Source organism: Allobosea sp. 05L423, assembly GCF_056397745.1.
In genome coordinates this window covers 99,345-121,499 of the sequence record NZ_JBFTOA010000011.1, presented here as the reverse complement: position 1 = coordinate 121,499, position 22,155 = coordinate 99,345, and the positions used below count along the sequence as shown (strand labels likewise).

Genomic DNA, 22,155 nt, shown 5'->3' with positions numbered 1-22,155 from the left:
CCGTGGCTCAGCCCGGCAGGCCGGCGGTGCAACTCTGACCGCCATCGACCGGCAGGCAGACGCCGGTGATAAACTTGGCCTCGTCCGAGGCGAGGAAGACGGCGGCGTTGGCGATGTCCCAGGCCGTGCCCATCTTGCCCATCGGCACCTGCGCGTCGCGGGCGGCGACCATCTCCTCGACGGAGGCGTATTGCGAGGAGATCTGCTTGTAGATCAGCGGCGTGTCGATCAGGCCGGGCATGATGCAGTTCGCGCGGATGTTCTGCTTCGCGTACTGCATCGCGAGCGCCACCGTCGCCTGGTTCACCGCCGCCTTGGTGGCGTAGTAGGCGAAATAGGGATAGCCGGTCCAGCGGATGGCGGCGAGCGAGGAGATGTTGACGATCGCGCCGCCGCCGCTCTTCAGCATCTGCGGAATCACGGCCTTGGCACAGCGATAGACCGAGCCGAGATTGAGCTGGAGCGAGGCGTTGAACTGCTCCTCCGACAGCTCGACCGGGCCGCCCATATGGGTGACCCCGACATTGTTGTGGAGGATGTCGATGCGGCCGAAATGCTGCGCAGCGTCCGCGACGCAGGCCTCGACCGAGGCGAGGTTGGTGACATCGGCCGCCAGCGCCAGGGCGTTGCCGCCTTCTCCGGCGATGATCGCGGCGGTCTCTTCCGCTGCTGCCAGGTTCAGGTCGATGCAGGCGACGCCGGCGCCCTCGCGGGCATAGGCGACGGCGGCGGCCTTGCCGTTGCCCCAGCCGGGGCCGGAGGAGCCGGCGCCGAAGACGATCGCGATCTTGCCCTTCAGCCGGTCGGCCATGGAAGGTCTTTCTGTGGGCGTAGCGCGGACGCGTTCAAGAGGCGCGTCATGCTCGGGCTTGACCCGAGCATCTCGGAAACCAGAGCGAGCTGGTCATGAGATTCTCGGGTCGCCGCTTGCGCGGCGCCCGAGAATGACGGTGTGGCAGAGGTCAGCTCAGCGAGCTGCCGACGGCCGTCTCCAGGATGCCCCAGGCTTCGTCGCCGTACTTCTTCTTCCACTCGGCGTAGAAGCCGGCCTTGCGCAGAGCGTCGCGGAAGGCGTCGGCCTTGGTCTCGTTGATGGTCATGCCCTTGGAGGCGAGTTCGCCCTGCAGGCCGGCATTGAGCTTGGCGACGTCCTGGCGCTCCAGCAGCGCGGCGGCGTTGATGTTCTTGGCGACGATGGCGCGCAGGTCTTCCGGCAGCTTCTCCCAGGCGCGGCGGTTGGCCAGGAACCAGAAGCCGTCCCACATGTGGTTGGTCAGCGAGAGGTACTTCTGCACCTCGAAGAGCTTCGCGGTCGAGATGATCGCGAGCGGGTTCTCCTGGCCGTCGACGATCTTGGTCTGCAGCGCGGTGTAGACCTCGGCGAAGTTGATCGAGGCCGGTGCCGACTGGAGCGCGGTGAACATCGAGGTCCAGAGCGGGGAGACCGGCACGCGGATCTTGAAGCCTTTGAGGTCGTCGGGCGTGTTGATCGGGCCCTTCGACGAGGTGATCTGGCGGAAGCCGTTGTCCCAGATCTTGTCCATGACGACGAGGTTGGCCTTGTTGATCTGGCCGCGGACGTAAGCGCCGAGCTCGCCGTCCATCGCCTTCCAGACCGCGTCATAGTTCGGGAAGGCGAAGCCGATGCCCGAGAGCGAGGCGTTGGCGACCAGCGTCGACAGGATCAGCGGCGAGAGGGTGAAGAACTCGACGCCGCCCGAGCGGACCTGGCTCAGCATGTCCGTGTCGGAGCCGAGCTGGTTGTTCGGGAAGATCTGGATGTCGACGCGGCCCTTCGTCTCTTCCTTGATCTTCGCAACGGCCTCGTTGGCGCGGGTGTTCATCGGGTGCGCGACGGGCAGGTTGTTGGCGTATTTGTAGGTGAACTCGGCGGCCTGGGCATTGGCGCGGCCGATATGGAAGGTGCCGATGGCGGAGGCGGCGGCTGTCGCCTGGAGCAGGGTGCGGCGCGAGATGGTCATGGGCGTTTTCTCCTTGAGAACGTCTGTTGTCTTGCAAGTTTCTTATGGTTGGCGGTGAGCTTCACAGCACCCAGGTCGAGAGGCCTGGGACGAGCGCGATGACGACGAGGCCAACGAGCAGGGCGATGAGATAGGGCCAGATCGCGCCCATTGCCTCGTCAGGCGAGACGTTGCCGATCTTGCAGGCGATGTAGAAACCGATGCCGATCGGCGGCGCCATCAGGCCGATATTCATCGCGGTGACCACGACCATCGCATAGTGCACGTCGTTGATGCCGAGGCTCTTCGCGATCGGGAACATCAAGGGCGCCAGCAACACGATCGCCGGCAGGCCTTCCAGCACGCAGCCGAGGATCATGAAGACGACGATCGACACCGCCATGAAGCTGAGCCAGCCGCCGGGCAGATGCGCCATGAAGCCGGCGAGGTCGCGGGCGAAGCCGGTCTGGGTCAGGGCCCAGGCCATGGCGAGCGCCGTGCCGAGGATCATCAGGATCGCGCCGGAGAGCGCCGCCGTCTCGACCAGCATCGCGTAGAACTTGCGCGGGCCGATGCCGCCATAGAGGACGATGCCGATGACGAGCGCATAGAGCACCGCGATGGTCGAGACTTCGGTCGCGGTGGCGACGCCGCCGCCGACCGCGGCACGGATGATGAAGGGCAGGACCAGGGCGGGAGCCGCGACGAGCGCGACCTTGCCGATGACCGCGAGCGGAGCGCGGCGCACGCCCTTCATGTCCTCCGCCGCCGCCTTCCAGCGGGCGAGGCCCGCGAGCGCGACCAGCAGCACGCCGGCGATGACGAAGCCGGCATTGAACAGGCCGGCGATCGAGACGCCGGCGACGGAGCCGAGCACGATCAGCACGATCGAGGGCGGCACGGTGTCGGCCATCGCCGCGCCGGTGGAGAGCAGCGCGATCAGGTCCTTGGGCTTGTAGCCGCGCCGCTTCATCTCCGGGAACAGCGCGGGCGCGACCGTCGCCATGTCCGAGACCTTCGAGCCCGAGATGCCGGAGACGAGATAGAGCGAGCCGAGCAGCACATAGGACATGCCGGCGCGGACATGGCCGAGCAGCGATGCGAGGAAATCCACGATCGCCTTGCCCATTCCGGTGGCGTCGAGGATGCAGCCGAGCAGCACGAAGATGGGCACGGATAGCAGGATGAGGCTCGACATGCCCTCGTCCATGCGCCCGACCATGACGATGATCGGGACGTTGGTCGAGAAGGCGAGGAAGGCGAGCGTGCCCAGCCCGAAGCAGAAGGCGATGGGAACGCCCGCGACGAGGCAGGCGGCGACGACGCCGATCAGGAAGATCAGGATGTTATAGTAGCCGAGCCCCTTCAGCGTCGGCCCGAGGAGCCAGAAGGCGAGACCGAACCCGCCGACGACGAGGGCCGCGGCGGCGATGTCGACCAGGCGCGCGGTCTTGAACAGATAGCGCAGGGTGAGCAGCGCCATCAGCACGATGCCGACGGCGAGGGCCGAGACGCGCCAGCTGACGGGAATGTTGAGCGCGGCCGAGGTGACGTAGCTCTCTTCCACCGCATATTCGATGGCCGGGTCGACCATCGCGGCCAGGAAGGCGGCCACGGCGGTGAGCGCCAGCGTCTCGACGAATTCGCGCAGCCTCGTGGGCATCATGCCGACGAAGAGCGTCAGGCGCAGATGCTCGTTGCGGTCGACCGCAATGGCGGCGCCGAGCATGGCGAGCCAGATGAAGGCGATGGAGGCGACCTCGTCGACCCAGACGAAGGGCAGCGCGAAGACATAGCGCGAGACGACGCCGAGCAGCAGCACGCCGATGATGAAGGCGACCAGCGCGGCCGCGACGATCTCGACCGGGCGCATGATGGCGGAGCCCGGACGCGCGTCGGCGTTCTCGCTCAGATTCTCGGGGATCGTCAGGGTATCGGCGACATCGACCATGCCGCGGCCTCAGCCGAAGCTCGGGCGGCGCGCGCTTGCGCCCGCTACGCAGGTTGCCACGAGGGCCATCGTTCATCCTCCCTTCGCGCCGATCTTGTGGGTCGCCGGCGTCGATTTCGGTCCATACTGTGAGTAGCGGACGGTCGGCAGATTTACACGTCGAAGGCGGCGTTGCAATCGGCAATGCGCCAATCTAGGCTCAGGCGATAAGAACAAGGTCCATGATATGGACTATCAGGAGGAACGCTTGCCGCAGAGTTCCGCGCCCGAAGCCGGCCTGTCCGGCTCGCAGAGCGTCGACCGGGCGCTCGGGCTGCTCTCGCTGATCGGGCGGGAGCCGGCCGAAGGCCTGCCGCTCGGCGAGATCGTCTCCGGCAGTGGGCTCAACAAGCCGACGACCCGGCGATTGCTGCTGGCCCTCATGCGGGCCGGGCTGGTCGAACAGGAGCCGCAGACGCGCCGTTATTGCCTTGGCGAGGAGGCTTTCGTGCTGGGCGTGCTGGCGGCGCGCCGCCACGGCCTGCTCGAGCTGGCGATGGACAGCCTGCGCCGGCTTTCGGGCGAGACGCAGGATACGAGCTTTCTCACCATCCGGCGCGAGAACTACGCGATCTGCCTGCACCGGGAGGAGGGTACCTATCCGGTGCGCACCCACGCGCTGCAGACCGGTGACCAGCATCCGCTGGGCGTCGGCGCCGGCGCGCTCGCGCTCCTCGCCGCGCTGCCAGACGAAGATGTTGACCGCATTATCGCCGCCAACGAAGCGGCGCTGCTGGCGCGCTACCCCGGCTTTGCGCCGCACGCGATGAGGGTCGATATCGCGGAGACACGCGAGCGTGGGTTCTCGCTCAATCCCGGCCGGCTCGTCGCCAGTTCCTGGGGCGTCGGGCGGGCTTTCCGTTATCCGGACGGGCGCGTCGCCGGGGCCTTCTCGATTGCCGCGATCGACAGCCGCATGGCGCCGGCCCGGCAGGAGGAGCTTTCGCGGCTGCTGGCACGCGAGGCCGCGCGGATGGAAGCGCTGCTGGCGCAGATGTTCGTTTCCAAGCAGGGCAGCAAGCCCATTGTGGCGGCCGCGCCACGACAGATCGAGACAGGGAGAGCCGCAAGATGAGCTCCGCAACCGCAGCCCCCATCGGGGGTGTCGTGCCGATGACGCGGCGGGTGATGAACCTCGCCCATATCGTGACGCAGAATGCGCGCCGCCTGGCCGGGCATCCCGCCTTCATCTGGGGCGAAAAGACGCTGGACTGGGCCGAGATCGATGCGCAGGTCTCGGCGCTTGCCGCGGGTTTGAAGGCGCGCGGCATCGGCAAGGGCGACCGCCTGCTCGTCCATTCCAAAAATTGCGACGCGATGTTCGTCTCGATGTTCGCGACCTTCCGGCTCGGAGCCGTCTGGGTTCCCACGAATTTCCGCCTGCTGCCGGACGAGGTCGCCTATCTCGCCACGGCTTCGGGGGCGAAGGGCTTCCTCTGCCATGGCGATTTCCCGGAGCATGCGGCGGCTGTCGCTGCTTCGAGCCCCGCGCCGGAGTTCACCTGGCGGATCGGAGCGGGCGCCTTCGGCGAAGACGAGGTCGGCGCGGTGATCGCGCGCCATCGCGGCGAGCGTATCGAGAATGCCGCGGTCGAGCATGACGATCCCTGCTGGTTCTTCTTCACCTCCGGCACGACCGGGCGCTCCAAGGCGGCGGTGCTGACCCATGGCCAGATGGGCTTCGTCATCACCAACCATCTCTGCGACCTCGTGCCGGGCTCGACCGAAAAGGACGCCTCGCTGGTGGTGGCGCCGCTCTCGCATGGCGCGGGCGTGCACCAGCTCATGATCTCGGCGCGGGGCGCGGCCTCGATCCTGCTGCCGACCGAACGCTTCGACATCGACGAGGCCTATCGCCTGATCGCGAAGCACCGCGTCAGCAACATCTTCACCGTGCCGACGATCCTGAAGATGCTGGTCGAGCATCCCGCCGCCGACCAGCACGATCACTCCAGCCTGCGCTACATCATCTATGCGGGCGCGCCGATGTATCGCGAAGACCAGAAGGCGGCGCTGAAGAAGCTCGGCAAGGTGATCGTGCAGTATTTCGGGCTGGGCGAAGTCACCGGCAACATCACCGTGCTGCCGCCGGCCCTGCACGAGGCCGAGGACGGGCCGAATGCCCGCATCGGCACCTGCGGCTTCGAGCGCACGGGCATGCAGGTGCAGATCCAGGATGAGGACGGCAAGGAGGTCGAGCCGGGCGTTCAGGGCGAAATCTGCGTGATCGGGCCCGCGGTCTTCGCCGGCTATTACGACAACCCGGAAGCCAACGCGAAATCCTTCCGCGACGGCTGGTTCCGCACCGGCGATCTCGGTCATATGGACGAGCAGGGCTTCGTCTACATCACCGGCCGCGCCTCGGACATGTACATCTCCGGCGGCTCGAACATCTATCCGCGTGAGATCGAGGAGAAGATCCTGACCCATCCGGCGATCGCGGAGGTGGCCGTGCTCGGCGTGCCCGATCCGGTCTGGGGCGAGATCGGTATCGCGGTCTGCGTCAACCGACCCGGCCAGAGCGCGACGGAGGCCGAGATCGCGGATTTCCTCGGGCCGAAGATCGCCCGCTACAAGATGCCGAAGCGCTTCCTGTTCTGGGAGGCCCTGCCGAAATCGGGCTACGGCAAGGTGCCGAAGCGCCTCGTCAAGGATGAGCTGGAGAAGCGCGGCGAGCTCGATTTCCTGAAGGGGAAGGCGTCATGAGGCGCATCGAGCAGCCCGGCACCGGCACGCCCGAGCGCATCCAATGTGTGGAATGCGGCGGGCGCGCTTTTTCGCTGATGTTGCCAGCTGGTGTGCCATTGCTGGAGGCGGTGAGGAGCGGTTTCGCGGCAGAGGGGTTCGCCTCGGGCATGGTGAAGCTCGACGGGCTGAAGCTCTTGCCCTTCGCCTATGTGATGCCGGCCCTGTCGAAGACGCCGGAGCATGCCGCATTCTACAGCGAGACGTTCAGGCCAGAAGGCGGCGCGCGCATCGAGATGGGTGCAATGACCTTCGGCCAGCGTGACGGGGCGCCTTTCTTCCACGCTCATGCGCTCTGGACGGAAGGCGATGGCAAGCGCTGCGGCGGCCATATCCTGCCGGACGAGACAACGGTCGCCGAGACGATCACCGTGCCGGCGGTGGGGCTCGACGGAGCGGTTTTCGTGGCCGAGCCGGACAGCGAGACCCATTTCAAGCTGTTCGGGCCGGTGTCGTCCGCGTCGGGTGGTGCAGGGGATGGGCGCTTCTTCGCGCTGCGGGTGAAGCCGAATGTCGATTTCTGCAGGGTTCTGGAAGCGTTCTGCGCCGATCGCGGCATCCGCGAGGCGGTGATCCATGGCGGCGTCGGCTCGACCATAGGGGCGCGGTTCACGGATGGCGGGGCGGTCGAGAACTTCGCTACGGAGGTTGCGATCACCGAGGGTCGGATCGCTCCGGGCGTGGGGGGCTTCGAAGCGGCGATCGATGTCGCGCTGGTCGACTATAGCGGCGCGCTGGCAAGCGGGCGGTTGGTTCGGGGCGACAATCCGGTGCTGATGACATTCGAGCTGGTCCTGGAGGCGCTGTAACCACCTCGTCATTCTCGGGCGAAGCGCAGCGCAGACCCGAGAATCTCTTGCCGAACAAGGTGCCGGAGTCTCTTCCGGCCTGAGATGCTCGGGTCAAGCCCGAGCATGACGGCAGGGTTTACCCGCCGCGCTGCTTCTCGATCTCGCGATTGCGCAAATCCTTGCGCATGATCTTCCCCGTCGCGGTCAGCGGCAGTTCCGTGACGAATTCGACCTCGCGCGGGTACTGGTAAGCCGCCAGCCGGTCGCGCACGAAGGCCTGGATCTCGGCCGCCAGTTCGGCCGAGGGTGTCACGTCCGGCTTCGGCAGGACGAAGGCCTTGACGATCTCGGTTCGGACCGGATCGGGCACGCCGACGACCGCGACCATCAGCACGGAAGGGTGCCGGATGATGCAGTCCTCGATGTCGCCCGGCCCGATGCGGTAGGAGCCCGAGGAGATGATGTCGTCGTCGCGGCCCTGGAACCAGAAGTAGCCTTCGTCGTCGCGGGCGCCGGTGTCGCCGGTGACGAGCCAGTCTCCGATGAATTTCGCCGCCGTGGCGTCGGGCTGGTTCCAGTATTCCAGCATCATCACGGGATCGGGCCTGTTGACCGCGATCAATCCCGGTTCGCCCGGCGGCAGTTCCCGGCCTTCGGGCGAGATCACCGCGACGCGGTGGCCGGGCACGGCGCGGCCCATCGAGCCCGGCTTCACGGGATAGAGGCTGGCGCAATTGGCGACGAGCAGGTTCGCTTCGGTCTGGCCGTAGAACTCGTTGACCGGGAAGCCGAAGGTCTCGCGGCTCCAGTCCAGCATGTCGGCGCCCAGCGTCTCGCCGCCGGTGCCGATCGAGCGCATGGCATAGCCGAAGCGCTTGGGATTGCCGACCTGCCGCATCAGCTTGAGCGCGGTCGGCGGCAGGAAGGCGTTGCGCACCTTGTGGCGCGCCATCAGGGCGAAGGCGGCCTCGGGGTCGAATTTGCGGGCGCGGGAGGCCAGCACCGGCACGCCGCAATAGAGGCTGGGCAGGAGCACATCGAGCAAACCGCCGATCCAGGCCCAGTCTGCCGGCGTCCAGAACAGATCGCCGGCCTGCGGGAAGAACTCCTGCGGCATCTGCACGCCAGGCAGATGGCCGAGCAGGACGCGGTGGGCATGCAGCGCGCCCTTCGGCTTTCCCGTCGTGCCGGAGGTGTAGATGATCACGGCCGGGTCTTCGGCCCGTGTATCGGCAGGAGTGAAGCTGTCGGAGGCCTTCGCCATCTCGGCCTCGAAATCGAGATGGCCGGCGCCGCCGACGACGAAGATCTTGCGCAGGTTCGGCAAGGCGTCGCGGATCGCCTCGACCTTGCCGATGTTCTCCGCGTCGGTGACCAGCACGCTGGCGCCGCTATGGCCGAGGCGGTGCTCCAATGCTTCCGGTCCGAATAGGATGAAGAGCGGCAGGGCGATGGCGCCCAGCTTATAGGCGCCGAGATGGGCGATCGCGGTCTGCGGCGATTGCGGCAAGAGGATGCCGACGCGTTCGCCCGGCCCGATGCCGTGAGCGCGGAGCAGGTTGGCGAAGCGGTTGGAGGCATGGGCGAGATCGTCGAAGGAGAGCGTCGCGAGTTTTCCGCCGTCCTCCTCGAAGATCAGCGCAGGCTTGCCGGCGCCGTCGGCATGTGCGTCCGAGCAGGCCGTGCCGATGTTGAAGCGCTCGGGAATGCGCCAGGCGAAGGCGTTCAGCGTTTCACGATAGGTCGCGCAGCGTTCGAGCATGTCCTCATCCGGAGCTTTGTCGTCAATCACAACTAGAGCCTCCATCGGGGCCTGCTGCAAGGCGCTGCCTTGGCGCCTTCACGCACGACGCGACTGCGGGAACCTGCTCCCTTTCCGGACGTTCTGCCGCCGCCCCCTGCGGAAGAAATCCGATGTCCCTGCCGGCCCTGAACGCCCTCAACTTCTTCATGGCCGATGTCAGGGACGGGCTCGGCCCCTTCCTCGGGGTCTATCTGCAGGAGAAGGGCTGGGGGCCGCAGGACATCGGCGTCGTCATGACGGTCGGCGGGCTTGCCGGGATGATCGCGACGACGCCGCTGGGAGCCTTCGTCGACGCGACGCGGGCGAAACGCGCGGTGATGATCGCGGCCTCGCTCGCCATCATCGTGGCGAGCCTGACCATGCTTTACGTCCCCAGCCTCTCGGTGACGCTCGGCGCGCAGATCGTACAGGGCGTCGCCGGTGCCGTCATCGCGCCGGCCATCGCTGCGATCACGCTTGGGCTCGTCCGGCAGGCCGGGTTCGCAAAGCAGCTCGGCCGCAACGAAGCGTTCAATCACGGCGGCAACATGTTCGCGGCGCTGGCCGGCGGCGGCCTCGGCTACGTCTTCGGTTTGCAGGCGGTGTTCTGGTTCATGGCCGCGATGGCGGTCGGCGCGACCGCGGCGACGCTCTGCATCCCTGCGGATGCCATCGATCACGAAGCGGCGCGTGGCCGTGAGGCGCCGGACGCCGAAGAACGCGATGGCTCCGGCTGGCGGGTGTTGCTGACCTCGACGCCGCTGGTGGTGACCGCGCTGGTGATGCTGCTCTTCCATCTCGGCAATGGCGCGATGCTGCCGCTCCTCGGGCAAGCGATTGTGGCCCGAGGCGAGGGCGACCCGAGCGCGGCGACCGCTTTGACCGTCGTGGTGGCACAACTGACCATGATCCCGATGGCACTCCTCGCCGCCCGGCTGGCGCAGCGCAGGGGGTACTGGATCGTGATCGTGCTCGCCCTCGTCGCGCTGCCATTGCGCGGGCTCATCGCTGCGAGCTTCCAAGGCTATTGGGTTCTCGTGCCCGTGCAGATTCTCGACGGCGTCGGGGCGGGGCTTCTCGGCGTTGCCCTACCGGGCCTCGTCGCGGGCATTCTGCGGGGCAGCGGACATTTCAATGTGGGATTGGGCGCCGTCATGACCATACAGGGCATCGGTGCGTCACTCAGCCCGACGCTCGGCGGCTCGGTCGCGCAGGCGTTCGGATACCCGGCTGCGTTCCTGACCTTGGGAACCACGGCGATTCTCGCGCTGGTTCTGTGGCTTGTGGCGACGCTGGCTTTCGATGGAAGATGGGCGCGAAGGCCTGCTGGCATCATACCGGCGGAAAAAGAGATCTTTGCCGCGTAGCCGTTCAGACAGCTCGATCGCATGCGGCTTGCGGGAAGGATAAGCTCATGACCAAGCCGATCTGGATCGAAGCTGCGATCAACGGACCCTGGGGCAAGGAGCGCCAGCCGGGCATCCCGATCACCATTCCCGACATCGTCGCCGATGGCATTGCGGCTGCCGAGGCGGGTGCGGCTATCGTCCATCTCCACGTATACGATGTCGCGACCGGCAGGCAGCGCGACGACTGGCAGCTCTATGCGCAGGCGATCGAGGGCATCCGCGCCAAGGTCGACGCCATCGTCTATCCGACGATCCCGATCCTCGGCTCCGCCTACGCAGGCGACATGCACGGTTCCGGCCGCTACACCCATCTCGAGGAACTGGCGAAGCGCGAGCTGGTCGAATGGGGCGTGCTCGATCCCGGCTCCTGCAACTGGACGAGTTTCGCCGGCATCCCGCAGGGCGAGGCCGGCTTCATCTACCAGAACCCCGGCGAGCATATCCGCGAGGGGATGGAGGTGGCTGAGCGCCACAAGATTCATCCGAGCTATGCGATCTACGAGCCGGGCTTCACGCGATTGGGCGCTGCGCTGGCCCAAGTCTATCCGGGCATGCCGACACCGATCTACCGGCTGATGTTCTCCGACGCCTTCGCCTGGGGCTTTCCGCCGCGCGAATGGGCGCTGGAGGCTCATCTGAAGCTGCTGGCGGAGGATGCGCCCGATGCGCCGGTGATGATCGCCGGGCTCGGCGTCGACCTCTCCGGGCTGATCGCGCCCGCCGTTGCGCGCGGCATCCATGTCCGCGGCGGGCTGGAGGATGCACCCTTCGGTGAGACACGCAGCAATGCGGCGCTGATCGCCGATCTCGTCCGCAAGGTCGAGGCCGCGGGAGGCCGCCCGGCGAGCGTCGCCGAGGTGCGCGCCGATCTCGCGGCGCGTGACGCGGTAAACGGCTCTTGATGGCCTTCGATTGCTAGGCGGCGGTTTCGGCTTCGAGCCGGGCGCGCAGCTGATCGATATCCCGGACGAACCAGCGCGCCGGGCCGTCATTGGTCTCGCGCACGAAATCGCGCAGGGCGCCGCTGCCCTCGAGGGCAGCGCTGATGTCGCCGACGATCGCGCAGCGCAGGCGATAATTCGCGAATTTCTGGAAGATCTCGCCGCCGACGCGCGTGCGCAGGTTCAGCACGTCCGGGCCGAGACGCTCGATGGGGATCGCGAGCAGGTCGGCGCTGACGGACCAGGCCTCGCCGATGAAGTCGTTCGAGTCGCCCGGGCTGGCCAGGAGCGGTCCGGTGCTGGCGAAGAGGAGGGCGCGGGTGCCGCCGATTTCGATCAGTCGAGACATGGCTCCTGCCTAGTGGCGCCCGTCAGCGGTGACAAGCGGGGGCGTCTGCGGAGCCGTTGGCCAAGTGCCGCATTGGAATGACGGCGACGGCGTCTTAAATGCTGGGGACGAGCGATCCGCGAAAGCGAGCCGATGTCCGAACGCGATAGCGAAGCCAATCGACTTTCCGCCCGTGCCGCGCGCTATGCCCGCGTCGGCGCCAATGTCGGCGGGGTGGCGGCGCGGATCGCCGGCTCCCGGCTCTTCGGGGTGGAGGGGCGGGACGCCTCTAATGCCGAGGCGCTGGCCCGGGCTCTCGGCGGGCTGAAGGGCCCGATCATGAAGGTGGCGCAGCTCATCGCCACCATCCCCGACGTCGTGCCGCCCGAATACGCCGCCGAGCTGCAGAAGCTGCAGTCGCAGGCGCCGCCGATGGGTGCCGCCTTCGTGAAGCGCCGGATGATGGCGGAGCTCGGCCCGCAATGGCGCGAGCGCTTCGGCGAATTCGACCTGAAGCCGGCCGCCGCGGCCTCGCTCGGCCAGGTGCATCGCGCGACGACGCTGGGCGGCGCGCCGCTGGCCTGCAAGCTGCAATATCCCGACATGGAATCAGCAGTCGAAGCTGATATCGCGCAGCTCGAGGTGCTGTTCGCGCTGCACCGGCGGATGGGGGCTGTGATTGATACCAGCGAGATCGCCAAGGAAATCGGCGCGCGCGTCCGCGAAGAGCTCGACTATCGCCGCGAAGCCCGGCACATCGCGCTTTATCAAGCCATTCTCGCGGATACGCCGGAAGTGCGCGTGCCGGCGGTCGAGGTAGAGCTCTCGACCCGGCGCCTCCTGACCATGCATTGGCTCGACGGCAGCCCGATCCTCTCGCACAAGCAGGATGGGCAGCAGGCGCGCGACCGCATCTCGACAGCGATGTTCAAGGCCTGGTGGCGCCCCTTCAGCCATCACGGCGTCATCCATGGCGATCCGCATCTCGGCAACTACACGGTGTTCTCGGAGGACGGGGAGCCTGAAGGCATCAACCTGCTCGACTATGGCTGCATCCGCATCTTCCCGCCTTCCTTCGTCGGCGGGGTCGTCGATCTCTATCAGGGGCTGCGGGACGGCGAGGAGGCACGGGTCGTCCATGCCTACGAGACCTGGGGCTTCAAGGGGCTGACCAAGGACCTCGTCGACACGCTCAACATCTGGGCGCGCTTCATCTACGGGCCGCTGCTGGAAGACCGGACACGGCGCATCGCCGAAGATGTCAGCCCGGCCGAATATGGCCGCAAGCAGGCTTTCCAGGTGCATCAGGCACTGAAGCGGCGCGGGCCGGTGACGGTGCCGCGCGAATTCGTCTTCATGGACCGCGCCGCGATCGGGCTCGGCGGCGTCTTCCTGCATCTCGACGCCGAATTGAACTTCCACCGGCTGTTCGAGGCGGAAATCGAAGGCTTTTCCTTGGTGGGTGTCGCCGAGCGGCAGGGCGCGGCGCTGGCGGATGCGGGTTTGAAGGCGCAGCCCTGACCGTTTCAGTCGCCGCCCCCGCAGTCCCCGCCATCGCCGCCGAAATCGCCGCTTCCTCCATCGCCCCCGGCCGGGCCGTTGTCGCGACGCCAGGCGGCAATCTCCTCGTCGTCGCGTTTGGTCTGCTCTCGCGCCTCGGCGAATCAGCGCCTGGCCTTCTCCCGCAGGGCGGGGTCGAGGGCAAAGGGATCGTCCTTGCTGACATCCTTTCGAGGATCGTTCACGACAAGCGTCTCCACTCCGTCGCGAGAGGTTTAGCCGAGATCGGGAGGGCCGTCCTTGCCCGCGCCGAAACGATGTTAACGGCGATCATGCGGGGTTGGCGGACTCAGGGCAATTTGTGTCCTTTAAATCGATTGAATTCCCGTCAGGGCGTCGCCATTAGTCGAGCAAGCGCCCGCTGAACGATGTCGTGCCGGGGTGCGTTGCGGTGGTGCGTTGCCCGTCCGTCGCGGGTGCGCTACAGGCTTAGAGAGACTGTGTCTTTTTCAGGATCGAGACCATGGCCGACCACGCCCAGCATGCCGACATCCCCGCGATGGACTACGAGGAGCACGAACGCACCTATACCGGCTTCGTGCACTTCGCCGAGGTCGGCACCGTCGCCTGTCTCGCGATCGTCGCGGCGCTCGCGGTCGGTGGCTCCAAACATGCCTGGGGCACTGCGCTGATCGGAACGATTCTTGCGGTCATCGGCGCCGGTGTCGGCATTGCTGCTCCCTCGATCTCGTGGCGCGCGCCGGTCGTCGCGCTGGTCCTGATGTTGCTCGCCCTCCTGCTGCTCTGACCGTCTTCCCATAACGCCGGAAAGGCCTGCCCCACCATGCGCATTGCTGTCCCAGCCGAAACGCAAGGGGCGGAAACCCGCGTCGCCGCGACGCCGGAGACCGTCCGCAAGTTCAAAGGCCTTGGAGCCGAGGTGGTGATCCAGGCTGGGGCGGGCAAAACCTCCGGCATCCCCGATGCGGAGTATGAGGCAGCTGGCGCAACGATCGCGAAGACGGCCGAGGAGGCGCTGAAGGGCGCCGAGATCGTGCTGAAGGTGCGGCGCCCGGGCGAGGCCGAGATAGCCGGCCTGCCGGCGGGCGCGCTTGTCATCGCGACGATGGACCCCTACGGCAACGAGGCGCAGGTCGAGGCGCTGGCCAAGGCCAATGTCGCGGCCTTCGCCATGGAGTTCATGCCGCGCATCACCCGCGCCCAGGTGATGGACGTGCTCTCCTCGCAGGCGAATCTTGCCGGCTACCGCGCCGTGATCGACGCGGCGGGCGAATACGGCCGGGCGCTTCCGATGATGATGACGGCGGCGGGCACCGTGCCGGCCGCGAAGATCTTCGTGATGGGCGTCGGCGTCGCCGGCCTGCAGGCGATCGCCACCGCGCGCCGCCTCGGCGCCATCGTCACGGCTACCGACGTGCGCCCCGCCACGAAGGAACAGGTCGAATCGCTCGGCGCCAAGTTCCTCGCCGTCGAGGACGAGGAGTTCAAGCAGGCGCAGACGGCGGGCGGCTACGCCAAGGAGATGTCCAAGGAGTACCAGGCGAAGCAGGCGGAGCTGACAGCCAGCCACATCGCCAAGCAGGATATCGTCATCACCACCGCGCTGATCCCGGGCCGCCCGGCGCCGAAGCTGATTTCGGCGGCAATGGTGGAGAGCATGAAGCCCGGTTCCGTGATCGTCGACCTCGCGGTCGAGCGCGGCGGCAACTGCGAACTGGCCAAGCCGGGCGAGGTCGTGACGACGGACAACGGCGTCAAGATCGTCGGCCATCTCAACGTGCCCGGGCGCCTGGCCGCGACCTCCTCCTCGCTCTACGCCAAGAACCTCTTCGCCTTCGTCGAGACGCTGATCGACAAGGCCGAGAAGAAACTCGCGGTGAACTGGGACGACGAGCTGGTCAAGGCGACCGCCCTGACGAAGGACGGTGCCGTCATCCATCCGAATTTCGCGCCGAAGGCCTGAGCGAAGGAATTCCGACCATGGCAACTCCCTCTCCCGAACAGGCTCTGGAACAGGCCCGCAACGCGGCCGCTCTCGCCAAACAGGCGGCCGAGCTCGCCGAGCGCTACGCCGACCAGGCTGCCGCTGCCGCCAGCATCGCAACCGGCGGCGTCGATCCGACGGTGTTCCGCCTCGCCATCTTCGTGCTCGCCGTCTTCGTCGGCTATTACGTCGTCTGGTCGGTGACGCCGGCGCTGCACACGCCGCTGATGTCGGTCACCAACGCGATCTCCTCGGTCATCGTCGTCGGCGCCCTGCTGGCGGTCGGCGTCTCGGCGGCGGATGCGCTGGGCGACGGGCCGATCTGGGCCAAGCTCTTCGGCTTCATCGCGCTGATCCTGGCCTCGGTGAACATCTTCGGCGGCTTCCTCGTCACCGAGCGCATGCTCGCGATGTACAAGAAGAAGGGCTGACGCATGGCCGCGAACCTCTCAGCCCTCCTCTACGTCGTTTCGGGCGTCCTCTTCATCATGGCCCTGCGGGGCCTGTCTCATCCGACGACCTCGCGACAGGGCAACCGCTACGGCATGATCGGCATGGCGATCGCCATCGTCACGACCGTGCTGTTCTTCCCGCCTGCCGGCTTCTCCGGCTGGCTGCTGGTCGTGGTCGGCATCGCCATCGGCGGCGGCGCCGGCGCCTATATGGCCAGGCGCGTGCAGATGACGCAGATGCCGCAGCTCGTCGCCTTCTTCCACTCGCTGGTCGGCCTCGCCGCCGTTCTGGTGGCGGCGGCGGCGCTCTACGCCCCGGAGGCCTTCGGTATCGGCCGCACCGGCGCGATCCACGGCTCGAGCCTGTTCGAGATGGCGCTCGGCGTCGCGATCGGCGCGATCACCTTCACCGGCTCGATCATCGCCTTCCTCAAGCTCGACGGGCGGATGAGCGGCAAGCCGATCATGCTGCCGCAGCGCCACGGCATCAATATCGGCCTCGGCATCGCGCTCGTCGTGCTGCTCGCGATCTTCATCAAGAGCGAGAGCCATGCGGTCTTCTGGCTGATCGTCGTGGTTTCGCTGGCTCTCGGCATCCTGCTGATCATCCCGATCGGCGGCGCCGACATGCCGGTCGTGGTCTCGATGCTGAACTCCTATTCCGGCTGGGCTGCGGCCGGCATCGGCTTCACGCTCGGCAATATGGCGCTGATCATCACCGGCGCGCTGGTCGGCTCCTCCGGCGCGATCCTGTCCTACATCATGTGCAAGGCGATGAACCGGAGCTTCATCTCCGTCATTCTCGGCGGCTTCGGCGGCGACGATGCAGCGGCTGGCGCGGGCGGCGCGGCCGAGGCGCGGCCGGTCAAGCAGGGCTCGCCGGACGACGCCGCCTACATCATGAAGAACGCCGGCAAGATCATCATCGTGCCGGGCTACGGCATGGCGGTGGCCCAGGCGCAGCATGCGCTGCGCGAAATGGCGGACACGCTGAAGAAGGAGGGCGTCGAGGTCAAATACGCCATCCACCCGGTGGCGGGCCGCATGCCCGGCCACATGAACGTGCTGCTGGCCGAAGCCAACGTGCCTTATGACGAGGTCTTCGAGCTGGAGGACATCAACTCGGAATTCGGCCAGGCCGATGTCGCCTTCGTCATCGGCGCCAACGACGTCACCAACCCGGCGGCCAAGACGGACAAGTCCTCGCCGATCTACGGCATGCCGATTCTCGACGTCGAGAAGGCCAAGACCGTGATCTTCATCAAGCGCGGCATGGCGGCTGGCTATGCCGGCGTCGAGAACGAGCTGTTCTTCCGGCCCAACACGATGATGCTGTTCGGCGACGCCAAGAAGGTCACCGACGAGATCGTCAAGGCGATGGCGCACTGAGAACACGCCCCCGCAAAAGTGGCGCCACTTTTGCGATGCGGACTGGTTCCAGGCGAAACGCCCCGCCGTCATCGGATTGCTGCAAAGGGCCGGCTTGATCGCCGGCCCTTTCGCTTTCCGGGCGTGCCGTGGTGATCATCCTGCGCCTTCTGAAGCTGATCGCAGTTCTGGGTGTCGCCGGCTATCTCGCGATGCTCGGCATGCTATACGCCCGGCAGCGGGAGCTGTTGTATCCGCGCGATCCAGCGAAGGCCGACATTGCCACGGCGGGCCTCGTCGCGGCCGAGGAGGCGACCATCGCGACCGCGGATGGTGAGCGGCTCATCGCCTGGATCGTGCCGCCGCGGGCCGACAAGCCGGTCCTGCTCTATTTCCACGGCAATGCCGGCAATCTCGCACGGACCGGCCGGGTGGGGCGGTTCCGGGCGCTGACGGAGGATGGCACGGGGCTCTTCGCGGTGAGCTATCGCGGCTATGGCGGCTCGACAGGCAGCCCGAGCGAAGACGGGCTGCTACAGGATGCCCGGGCCGCCTATGGCGCTGCCGCGGACCGTTTCGGCACGGGGCGGCTGGTCGGCTACGGCGAGTCGCTTGGGACCGGCGTGCTGCTGAAACTGGCGGCGGAGGTGCCGCTCAAGGCCGTGGTGCTGGAGGCGCCTTATCTCTCGATCGCCGCCGTCGCGCAGGAACGCTATCCTTACGCCCCGGTCGGATCGTTCATGAAGGACCAGTTCCACTCGGATGAGGTCGTCGGGCGGCTCAAGACGCCTTTGCTCGTCATGCATGGCGAGCGGGACAAGGTCATTCCCTTCGCTCAGGGGAGGGCACTTTATGAGCTTGCCAACCCACCGAAGCGTTTCCTGCGCTTTCCCGATGGCGGGCACGAGGATCTGCCGCAATATGGCTCGCTCGCCGAGGTGCGACGCTTCCTCGCCGATGTCGCGGGAGGCAGGCTGAGCGGGGCAGAAACCCGGACGGTGGGCGAGCCGGCAACCAGGGCCGGCTCCGCGCCGTGATCAGCTGCGGAAGAAGCCGCCGCCGCCGAGACGGGACTGGCCTGCGCGAGCCTGGGCGTTATTGCCGTCGAGGCTGAGCGCACGCTGATAGGCCTCCGAGGCCTCCGTCTTCTTGCCGAGCTTCTCGAAGGCGAAGCCGCGGCCGGCCCAGGCATCGGCATTGCGGTTGTCGACGTTGAGCGCGGCGGTGAAATCCTCCAGCGCCGCGTCGTATTTGCCGAGCGCGTTCAGGCTCTGGCCGCGGGCGATATAGGGCGGCGCGGTGTAGGGGTTCCGGTCGATCACCGAATCGAAATCGGTGACGGCATGCTGGTGCTGGCCTTCCTTCTGGTAGACGAGCCCGCGGGCGTGGAAGGCTTCGGCCGCTTCCGGATTGAGGCGGATCGCGGTGTTGAGGTCGGCGATGGCCTGCTGGCTGTTGCCCTGCTGGCGCAGCAGGTTGGCGCGGGCCACATAGGCCGGCGCATAATTCGCATTGGCCGTGGTGGCGCGGTTGAAATCCGCGAGCGCGGCGTCGTTCCGGCCGCTCTGGCGCAGTGCCAGGCCGCGATTCGTATAGGCCGAGGCGAGGTTCGGATCGAGCTGGACGGCCTTGGTGAAGTCACCGATCGCATCGGAGAAGCGGCCGACGCGGGCATAGGCCGCACCGCGAAGATTGTAGGCGCCGGGATCGTTCGGATTGCGGCTGATGACCTCGGTCAGCGAGCCGATATTGACGTTGGCGTCGGCGGTATCGCGGGTGTCGAGCTCGGCGATAGCGGGCTGCGAGGAGAGGCCGGAGACGGTGTCGCATCCTGCGAGCGCAAGCGCCATGCCGGCGGCGGCCAGCCAATATCTGCCTCGGATCATGCTCTGCCTCTTTGGTTCCGTGCTTCGCCTGCCGCATGGCCTCCGCGCGGAAGGCTCATCCGGCACAAGGCCGGACACGGCGTCTCTGCGCTCCCAACCGACAGCGCCTCGCGGAAGAGAACGCCTGAAACCCGCCAAAACTTGGTTAACATGGCTGAAAAGCAAGAGCGCCCGGAGGGGTCTCCAGGCGCGTTTCGCTATCGGCCCTGGGTCCTGGACGGCTCAATGGCCGCCCGGGAATCGATCAGGGACGCTTCGGCTTCACCGGCGCGGGCAGGAGACCTTCGCGCTGCATCTTCTTGCGGACGAGCTTGCGAGCGCGACGGACCGCCTCGGCCTTCTCACGCGCCTTCTTCTCGGAGGGCTTCTCGTAGTGACCGCGGAGCTTCATCTCACGGAAGATACCTTCGCGCTGCATCTTCTTCTTGAGAGCGCGGAGAGCCTGATCGACATTGTTGTCGCGAACGAGAACCTGCACGTGAAACGTCCGTCCTTAGCGGTTGATCCAAAAATGAGGGCCGGCGATGAGACAATGCACATCGCTCGAAGGTTCGTGCGGATAGCAGAATTCAATTTGCCTGTCCACGCCGAAAACCCGTGAAAACCGGGGTTTGTGGCGGTTTCAGGTTGGCGCTGTGCCGAAGGCCTAGACTCCGTCGCGGGTGATGCGCGTGACGTGCCCCATCTTGCGGCCGGGGCGGGCGTCGCGCTTGCCGTAAAGATGCAGATGAGCGCCGGGCTCGGCGAGGATCTCGCGCCAGCGCAGCGCGGCATCGCCAATCAGATTCTCCATCTCGATATGGCCGCGCCTGGTGGCGGACCCGAGCGGGAAGCCACAGACGGCGCGGACATGCTGGTGAAACTGCGATGTCTGCGCGCCTTCGCTGGTCCAGTGCCCGGAATTGTGGACGCGCGGGGCGATCTCGTTGATGACGATGCGCTCGGCATCGCCCTCTTCGAGCACGAACATCTCGACGGCGAAGACACCGACATAGCCCAGTGCCTCGCCGATGCGACGTGCCGCATCGATGGCGGCGTCCGAAGCCTCCGCGGAGAGATTCGCCGGCACATGAGTGAAGGCGAGGATGTGGTCGCGGTGCTCGTTCTCGCAGACGTCGAAGGCGGCGAAGGCGCCATCCAGCCCGCGGGCGGCAATGACCGAGACTTCGCGGACGAAGGGCACGAAGCCTTCGAGGATCGCGGGAAAGCGACCGATCGCTTCGTGGGCTTCGCCGAGATCGCTGCCGGGCGCGATTTTGACCTGGCCCTTGCCGTCATAGCCGAAGCGACGCGTCTTGAGCACGCAGGGGCGCCCGAGCGCGGCGACGGCAGCCTCGAGATCGGCCAGCGAATCGACGGCGCGGAAGGGGGCGACGGGCAGGCCGAGATTGGCGATGAAGCGCTTCTCGCTGAGCCGGTCCTGGGTGACCGCAAGCGCGCGGGCGCCGGGGTGCAGCGGGGTCCGGCCGGCGAGGAAAGCGGCGGTCGCGGCGGGGACGTTCTCGAATTCGTAAGTGACCACGTCGACCGCACCGGCGAAGGCGGCGAGGGCCGCCTCGTCCTCATACTCGGCGATCGTGTGACGGGCGGCCACATCGAAAGCCGGGCTGTCGGCCTCGGGCGCGAAGATATGGCAGCGCACGCCCAGATCGGCGGCCGCGAGCGCCATCATGCGGGCGAGCTGGCCGCCGCCGAGGATGCCGAGCACGGCGCCCGGCGCAAGGCCGGTGGGAACGGGGGGGCTCATGCGTCCTCGCGGCTGGGGCGCTCGGCGATCCCCGCGCTCTGGCGGGCGCGATAGGCATCCAGCCGCTCGGCCAGCTTCGCGTCCGAAAGCGCGAGCACTGCAGCGGCGAGAAGGGCGGCGTTGACCGCGCCCGCACGGCCGATGGCGAGCGTCCCGACGGGGATGCCCGCCGGCATCTGCACGATGGAGAGCAGGCTGTCCTGTCCCGACAGCGCCTTGGATTCGACCGGCACGCCGAAGACCGGCAGCGGCGTCAGCGAAGCGGTCATGCCCGGCAGATGGGCGGCCCCGCCGGCACCTGCGATCACCACCTTGAAGCCCTCTGCCTTGGCGCCCTTGGCGAAGGCGAAAAGACGATCGGGCGTGCGATGAGCCGAGACGATGCGGGCGTCATAGGGAATGGCGAGCGCATCGAGCGCTTCCGCGGCATGGCGCATCGTCGCCCAGTCGGACTGGCTGCCCATGATGATGGCGACGGGAGGGTTGATCTCGGCCATGGATGCGCTCAAGGCTCCGCTTAGGGAAGCGCGCGATCTAGACCGTCCGGCGCTCGGTAAGCAAGGGCGAATCGGGCCTGCGCTGCCGGAAAAGGTATCGCGTCAGGCGATGATATCGGGCGTCAGCGCGTCCTCGATCTGCGCGATGCGGTCCTTCAGGTAGAGCTTGCGCTTTTTCAGCCGCTGCACCTGAATCTGGTTGATCGCGCCGACCCGCTCCAGCGCATCGATGGCGCTGTCGAGATCGCGGTGTTCCTCGCGTAGCCGCGCCAGCTCCGCGGTGAAGGTCTCGACCTCTTCCGGGCTGAGCTCGAATCCCATGGCCATCTCATCATCGCCGCACTTGGGCGCGACTATGCCTTTGCCGCTGCGCGCCCTGCAAGAGCGTCCGCGGCGGTACGAGGGCCGGAAGGTCGTCCTATTCACGGCTTTCCGGGACCGAGCTGGCGAGGATCACAGAATCTCATGAATACCGTGTGACATCACAGGGAAGACGTGAAGCCGGCTCTATGTCAGATTGAGGCGTCAACCGCTCATCAGGAGGATCCAGATGTCGTTGCAAACCCGTCTTGCGGAACTTGAGCGCAAGCACCGTCAGCTCGAAGACGCGATCGCGCAGGCCGTTTTGAGCCCGTCCTCGAGCGACCTCAGCGTGGCTGAGCTGAAGCGGAAGAAGTTGCAACTGAAGGATGAGATCGAGCGCGTAAGGCAGACGATGCCGGTGCGCACCTTGCATTGAGGCCAGAGCGGGC

The 22,155-nt window shown here is 66.9% G+C and carries 22 protein-coding genes; 12 read left to right on the top strand and 10 right to left on the bottom strand.

Translation table 11 applies throughout. From position 1 onward, the window contains the following. Positions 1-7: 7 nt before the first annotated feature. The 3 genes from AC1DNE_RS21250 to AC1DNE_RS21240 all read right to left on the bottom strand — a co-directional run bounded on the left by AC1DNE_RS21250 (position 8) and on the right by AC1DNE_RS21240 (position 3,912). Positions 8-811: an SDR family NAD(P)-dependent oxidoreductase gene (locus tag AC1DNE_RS21250; RefSeq protein WP_476765861.1), complete on the bottom strand. Its 804-nt coding sequence runs from the start codon at positions 809-811 to the stop codon at positions 8-10. Positions 812-962: 151 nt separating this feature from the next. Beyond that, positions 963-1,982 (bottom strand): TRAP transporter substrate-binding protein, encoded by a 1,020-nt coding sequence (locus AC1DNE_RS21245; protein ID WP_476765860.1) that lies wholly within the window; start codon positions 1,980-1,982, stop codon positions 963-965. 61 nt (positions 1,983-2,043) lie between these two features. Beyond that, positions 2,044-3,912 (bottom strand): TRAP transporter large permease, encoded by a 1,869-nt coding sequence (locus tag AC1DNE_RS21240; protein ID WP_441472954.1) that lies wholly within the window; start codon positions 3,910-3,912, stop codon positions 2,044-2,046. A gap of 247 nt (positions 3,913-4,159) precedes the next feature. On the opposite strand from AC1DNE_RS21240, the gene AC1DNE_RS21235 reads away from it, so the two are divergent. Genes AC1DNE_RS21235 through AC1DNE_RS21225 form a run of 3 tightly spaced genes read left to right on the top strand, consistent with a single transcriptional unit; the run spans position 4,160 to position 7,505 of the window. Next, positions 4,160-5,026, top strand: coding sequence for an IclR family transcriptional regulator (locus tag AC1DNE_RS21235; RefSeq protein ID WP_441472953.1), 867 nt, complete (start codon positions 4,160-4,162; stop codon positions 5,024-5,026). Then, positions 5,023-6,657, top strand: coding sequence for an acyl-CoA synthetase (locus AC1DNE_RS21230; RefSeq protein WP_441472952.1), 1,635 nt, complete (start codon positions 5,023-5,025; stop codon positions 6,655-6,657). The genes AC1DNE_RS21235 and AC1DNE_RS21230 overlap by 4 nt, the downstream gene beginning before the upstream one ends. Continuing rightward, positions 6,654-7,505, top strand: a complete 852-nt coding sequence (locus AC1DNE_RS21225; protein ID WP_441472951.1) for a PCC domain-containing protein — start codon at positions 6,654-6,656, stop codon at positions 7,503-7,505. The genes AC1DNE_RS21230 and AC1DNE_RS21225 overlap by 4 nt, the downstream gene beginning before the upstream one ends. Positions 7,506-7,623: 118 nt before the next feature. On the opposite strand, the gene AC1DNE_RS21220 is transcribed toward AC1DNE_RS21225, so the two are convergent. Further along, positions 7,624-9,249, bottom strand: coding sequence for an acyl-CoA synthetase (locus tag AC1DNE_RS21220; protein WP_441472950.1), 1,626 nt, complete (start codon positions 9,247-9,249; stop codon positions 7,624-7,626). A gap of 152 nt (positions 9,250-9,401) precedes the next feature. On the opposite strand from AC1DNE_RS21220, the gene AC1DNE_RS21215 reads away from it, so the two are divergent. Then, on the top strand, positions 9,402-10,637 hold the full coding sequence (locus AC1DNE_RS21215; protein ID WP_476765858.1) for an MFS transporter: 1,236 nt from the start codon (positions 9,402-9,404) through the stop codon (positions 10,635-10,637). A 47-nt stretch (positions 10,638-10,684) separates the two neighbouring features. Continuing rightward, a complete protein-coding gene (locus AC1DNE_RS21210) occupies positions 10,685-11,581 on the top strand; it encodes a 3-keto-5-aminohexanoate cleavage protein (RefSeq protein WP_441472948.1) in 897 nt (298 codons plus the stop codon). Between the two features lie 13 nt (positions 11,582-11,594). Here AC1DNE_RS21210 and AC1DNE_RS21205 read toward each other — a convergent pair whose 3' ends face one another. Further along, entirely contained in the window at positions 11,595-11,969 is a 375-nt protein-coding gene (locus tag AC1DNE_RS21205; RefSeq protein ID WP_441472947.1) for a DUF4180 domain-containing protein, read from the bottom strand. A gap of 132 nt (positions 11,970-12,101) precedes the next feature. Between AC1DNE_RS21205 and AC1DNE_RS21200 the strand changes: the two genes are divergently transcribed. From AC1DNE_RS21200 to AC1DNE_RS21175, 6 genes are all read left to right on the top strand, one after another. Next, positions 12,102-13,469, top strand: a complete 1,368-nt coding sequence (locus tag AC1DNE_RS21200; RefSeq protein WP_476765857.1) for an ABC1 kinase family protein — start codon at positions 12,102-12,104, stop codon at positions 13,467-13,469. A 502-nt stretch (positions 13,470-13,971) separates the two neighbouring features. Beyond that, the gene (locus AC1DNE_RS21195; protein ID WP_441472945.1) at positions 13,972-14,256 is read left to right on the top strand and encodes an aa3-type cytochrome c oxidase subunit IV; all 285 of its coding nucleotides are present in this window, start codon (positions 13,972-13,974) and stop codon (positions 14,254-14,256) included. Positions 14,257-14,292: 36 nt separating this feature from the next. Next, positions 14,293-15,432 (top strand): Re/Si-specific NAD(P)(+) transhydrogenase subunit alpha, encoded by a 1,140-nt coding sequence (locus AC1DNE_RS21190; RefSeq protein ID WP_441472944.1) that lies wholly within the window; start codon positions 14,293-14,295, stop codon positions 15,430-15,432. Positions 15,433-15,449: 17 nt separating this feature from the next. Beyond that, positions 15,450-15,884: an NAD(P) transhydrogenase subunit alpha part 2 gene (locus tag AC1DNE_RS21185; RefSeq protein WP_441472943.1), complete on the top strand. Its 435-nt coding sequence runs from the start codon at positions 15,450-15,452 to the stop codon at positions 15,882-15,884. A 3-nt stretch (positions 15,885-15,887) separates the two neighbouring features. Continuing rightward, positions 15,888-17,294 (top strand): NAD(P)(+) transhydrogenase (Re/Si-specific) subunit beta, encoded by a 1,407-nt coding sequence (locus AC1DNE_RS21180; RefSeq protein ID WP_441472942.1) that lies wholly within the window; start codon positions 15,888-15,890, stop codon positions 17,292-17,294. A gap of 131 nt (positions 17,295-17,425) precedes the next feature. After that, a complete protein-coding gene (locus AC1DNE_RS21175) occupies positions 17,426-18,310 on the top strand; it encodes an alpha/beta hydrolase (protein WP_476765856.1) in 885 nt (294 codons plus the stop codon). On the opposite strand, the gene AC1DNE_RS21170 is transcribed toward AC1DNE_RS21175, so the two are convergent. From AC1DNE_RS21170 to AC1DNE_RS21150, 5 genes are all read right to left on the bottom strand, one after another. After that, the gene (locus AC1DNE_RS21170) at positions 18,311-19,159 is read right to left on the bottom strand and encodes a tetratricopeptide repeat protein (RefSeq protein ID WP_441472940.1); all 849 of its coding nucleotides are present in this window, start codon (positions 19,157-19,159) and stop codon (positions 18,311-18,313) included. Positions 19,160-19,403: 244 nt separating this feature from the next. Then, on the bottom strand, positions 19,404-19,637 hold the full coding sequence (gene rpsU, locus AC1DNE_RS21165) for a 30S ribosomal protein S21 (protein ID WP_441472939.1): 234 nt from the start codon (positions 19,635-19,637) through the stop codon (positions 19,404-19,406). Positions 19,638-19,805: 168 nt separating this feature from the next. Continuing rightward, a complete protein-coding gene (locus AC1DNE_RS21160; protein WP_476841178.1) occupies positions 19,806-20,906 on the bottom strand; it encodes a 5-(carboxyamino)imidazole ribonucleotide synthase in 1,101 nt (366 codons plus the stop codon). Beyond that, positions 20,903-21,403, bottom strand: coding sequence for a 5-(carboxyamino)imidazole ribonucleotide mutase (gene purE, locus AC1DNE_RS21155; RefSeq protein WP_476765854.1), 501 nt, complete (start codon positions 21,401-21,403; stop codon positions 20,903-20,905). Before purE ends, AC1DNE_RS21160 begins: the two co-directional genes overlap by 4 nt. A 102-nt stretch (positions 21,404-21,505) precedes the next feature. Continuing rightward, positions 21,506-21,724 carry a YdcH family protein gene (locus tag AC1DNE_RS21150; RefSeq protein ID WP_441472936.1) on the bottom strand — a complete coding sequence of 73 codons (219 nt, stop codon included), beginning with the start codon at positions 21,722-21,724 and terminating at the stop codon, positions 21,506-21,508. A 229-nt stretch (positions 21,725-21,953) separates the two neighbouring features. Between AC1DNE_RS21150 and AC1DNE_RS21145 the strand changes: the two genes are divergently transcribed. Beyond that, positions 21,954-22,142 carry a YdcH family protein gene (locus AC1DNE_RS21145; RefSeq protein WP_441472935.1) on the top strand — a complete coding sequence of 63 codons (189 nt, stop codon included), beginning with the start codon at positions 21,954-21,956 and terminating at the stop codon, positions 22,140-22,142. Positions 22,143-22,155 lie beyond the last annotated feature (13 nt).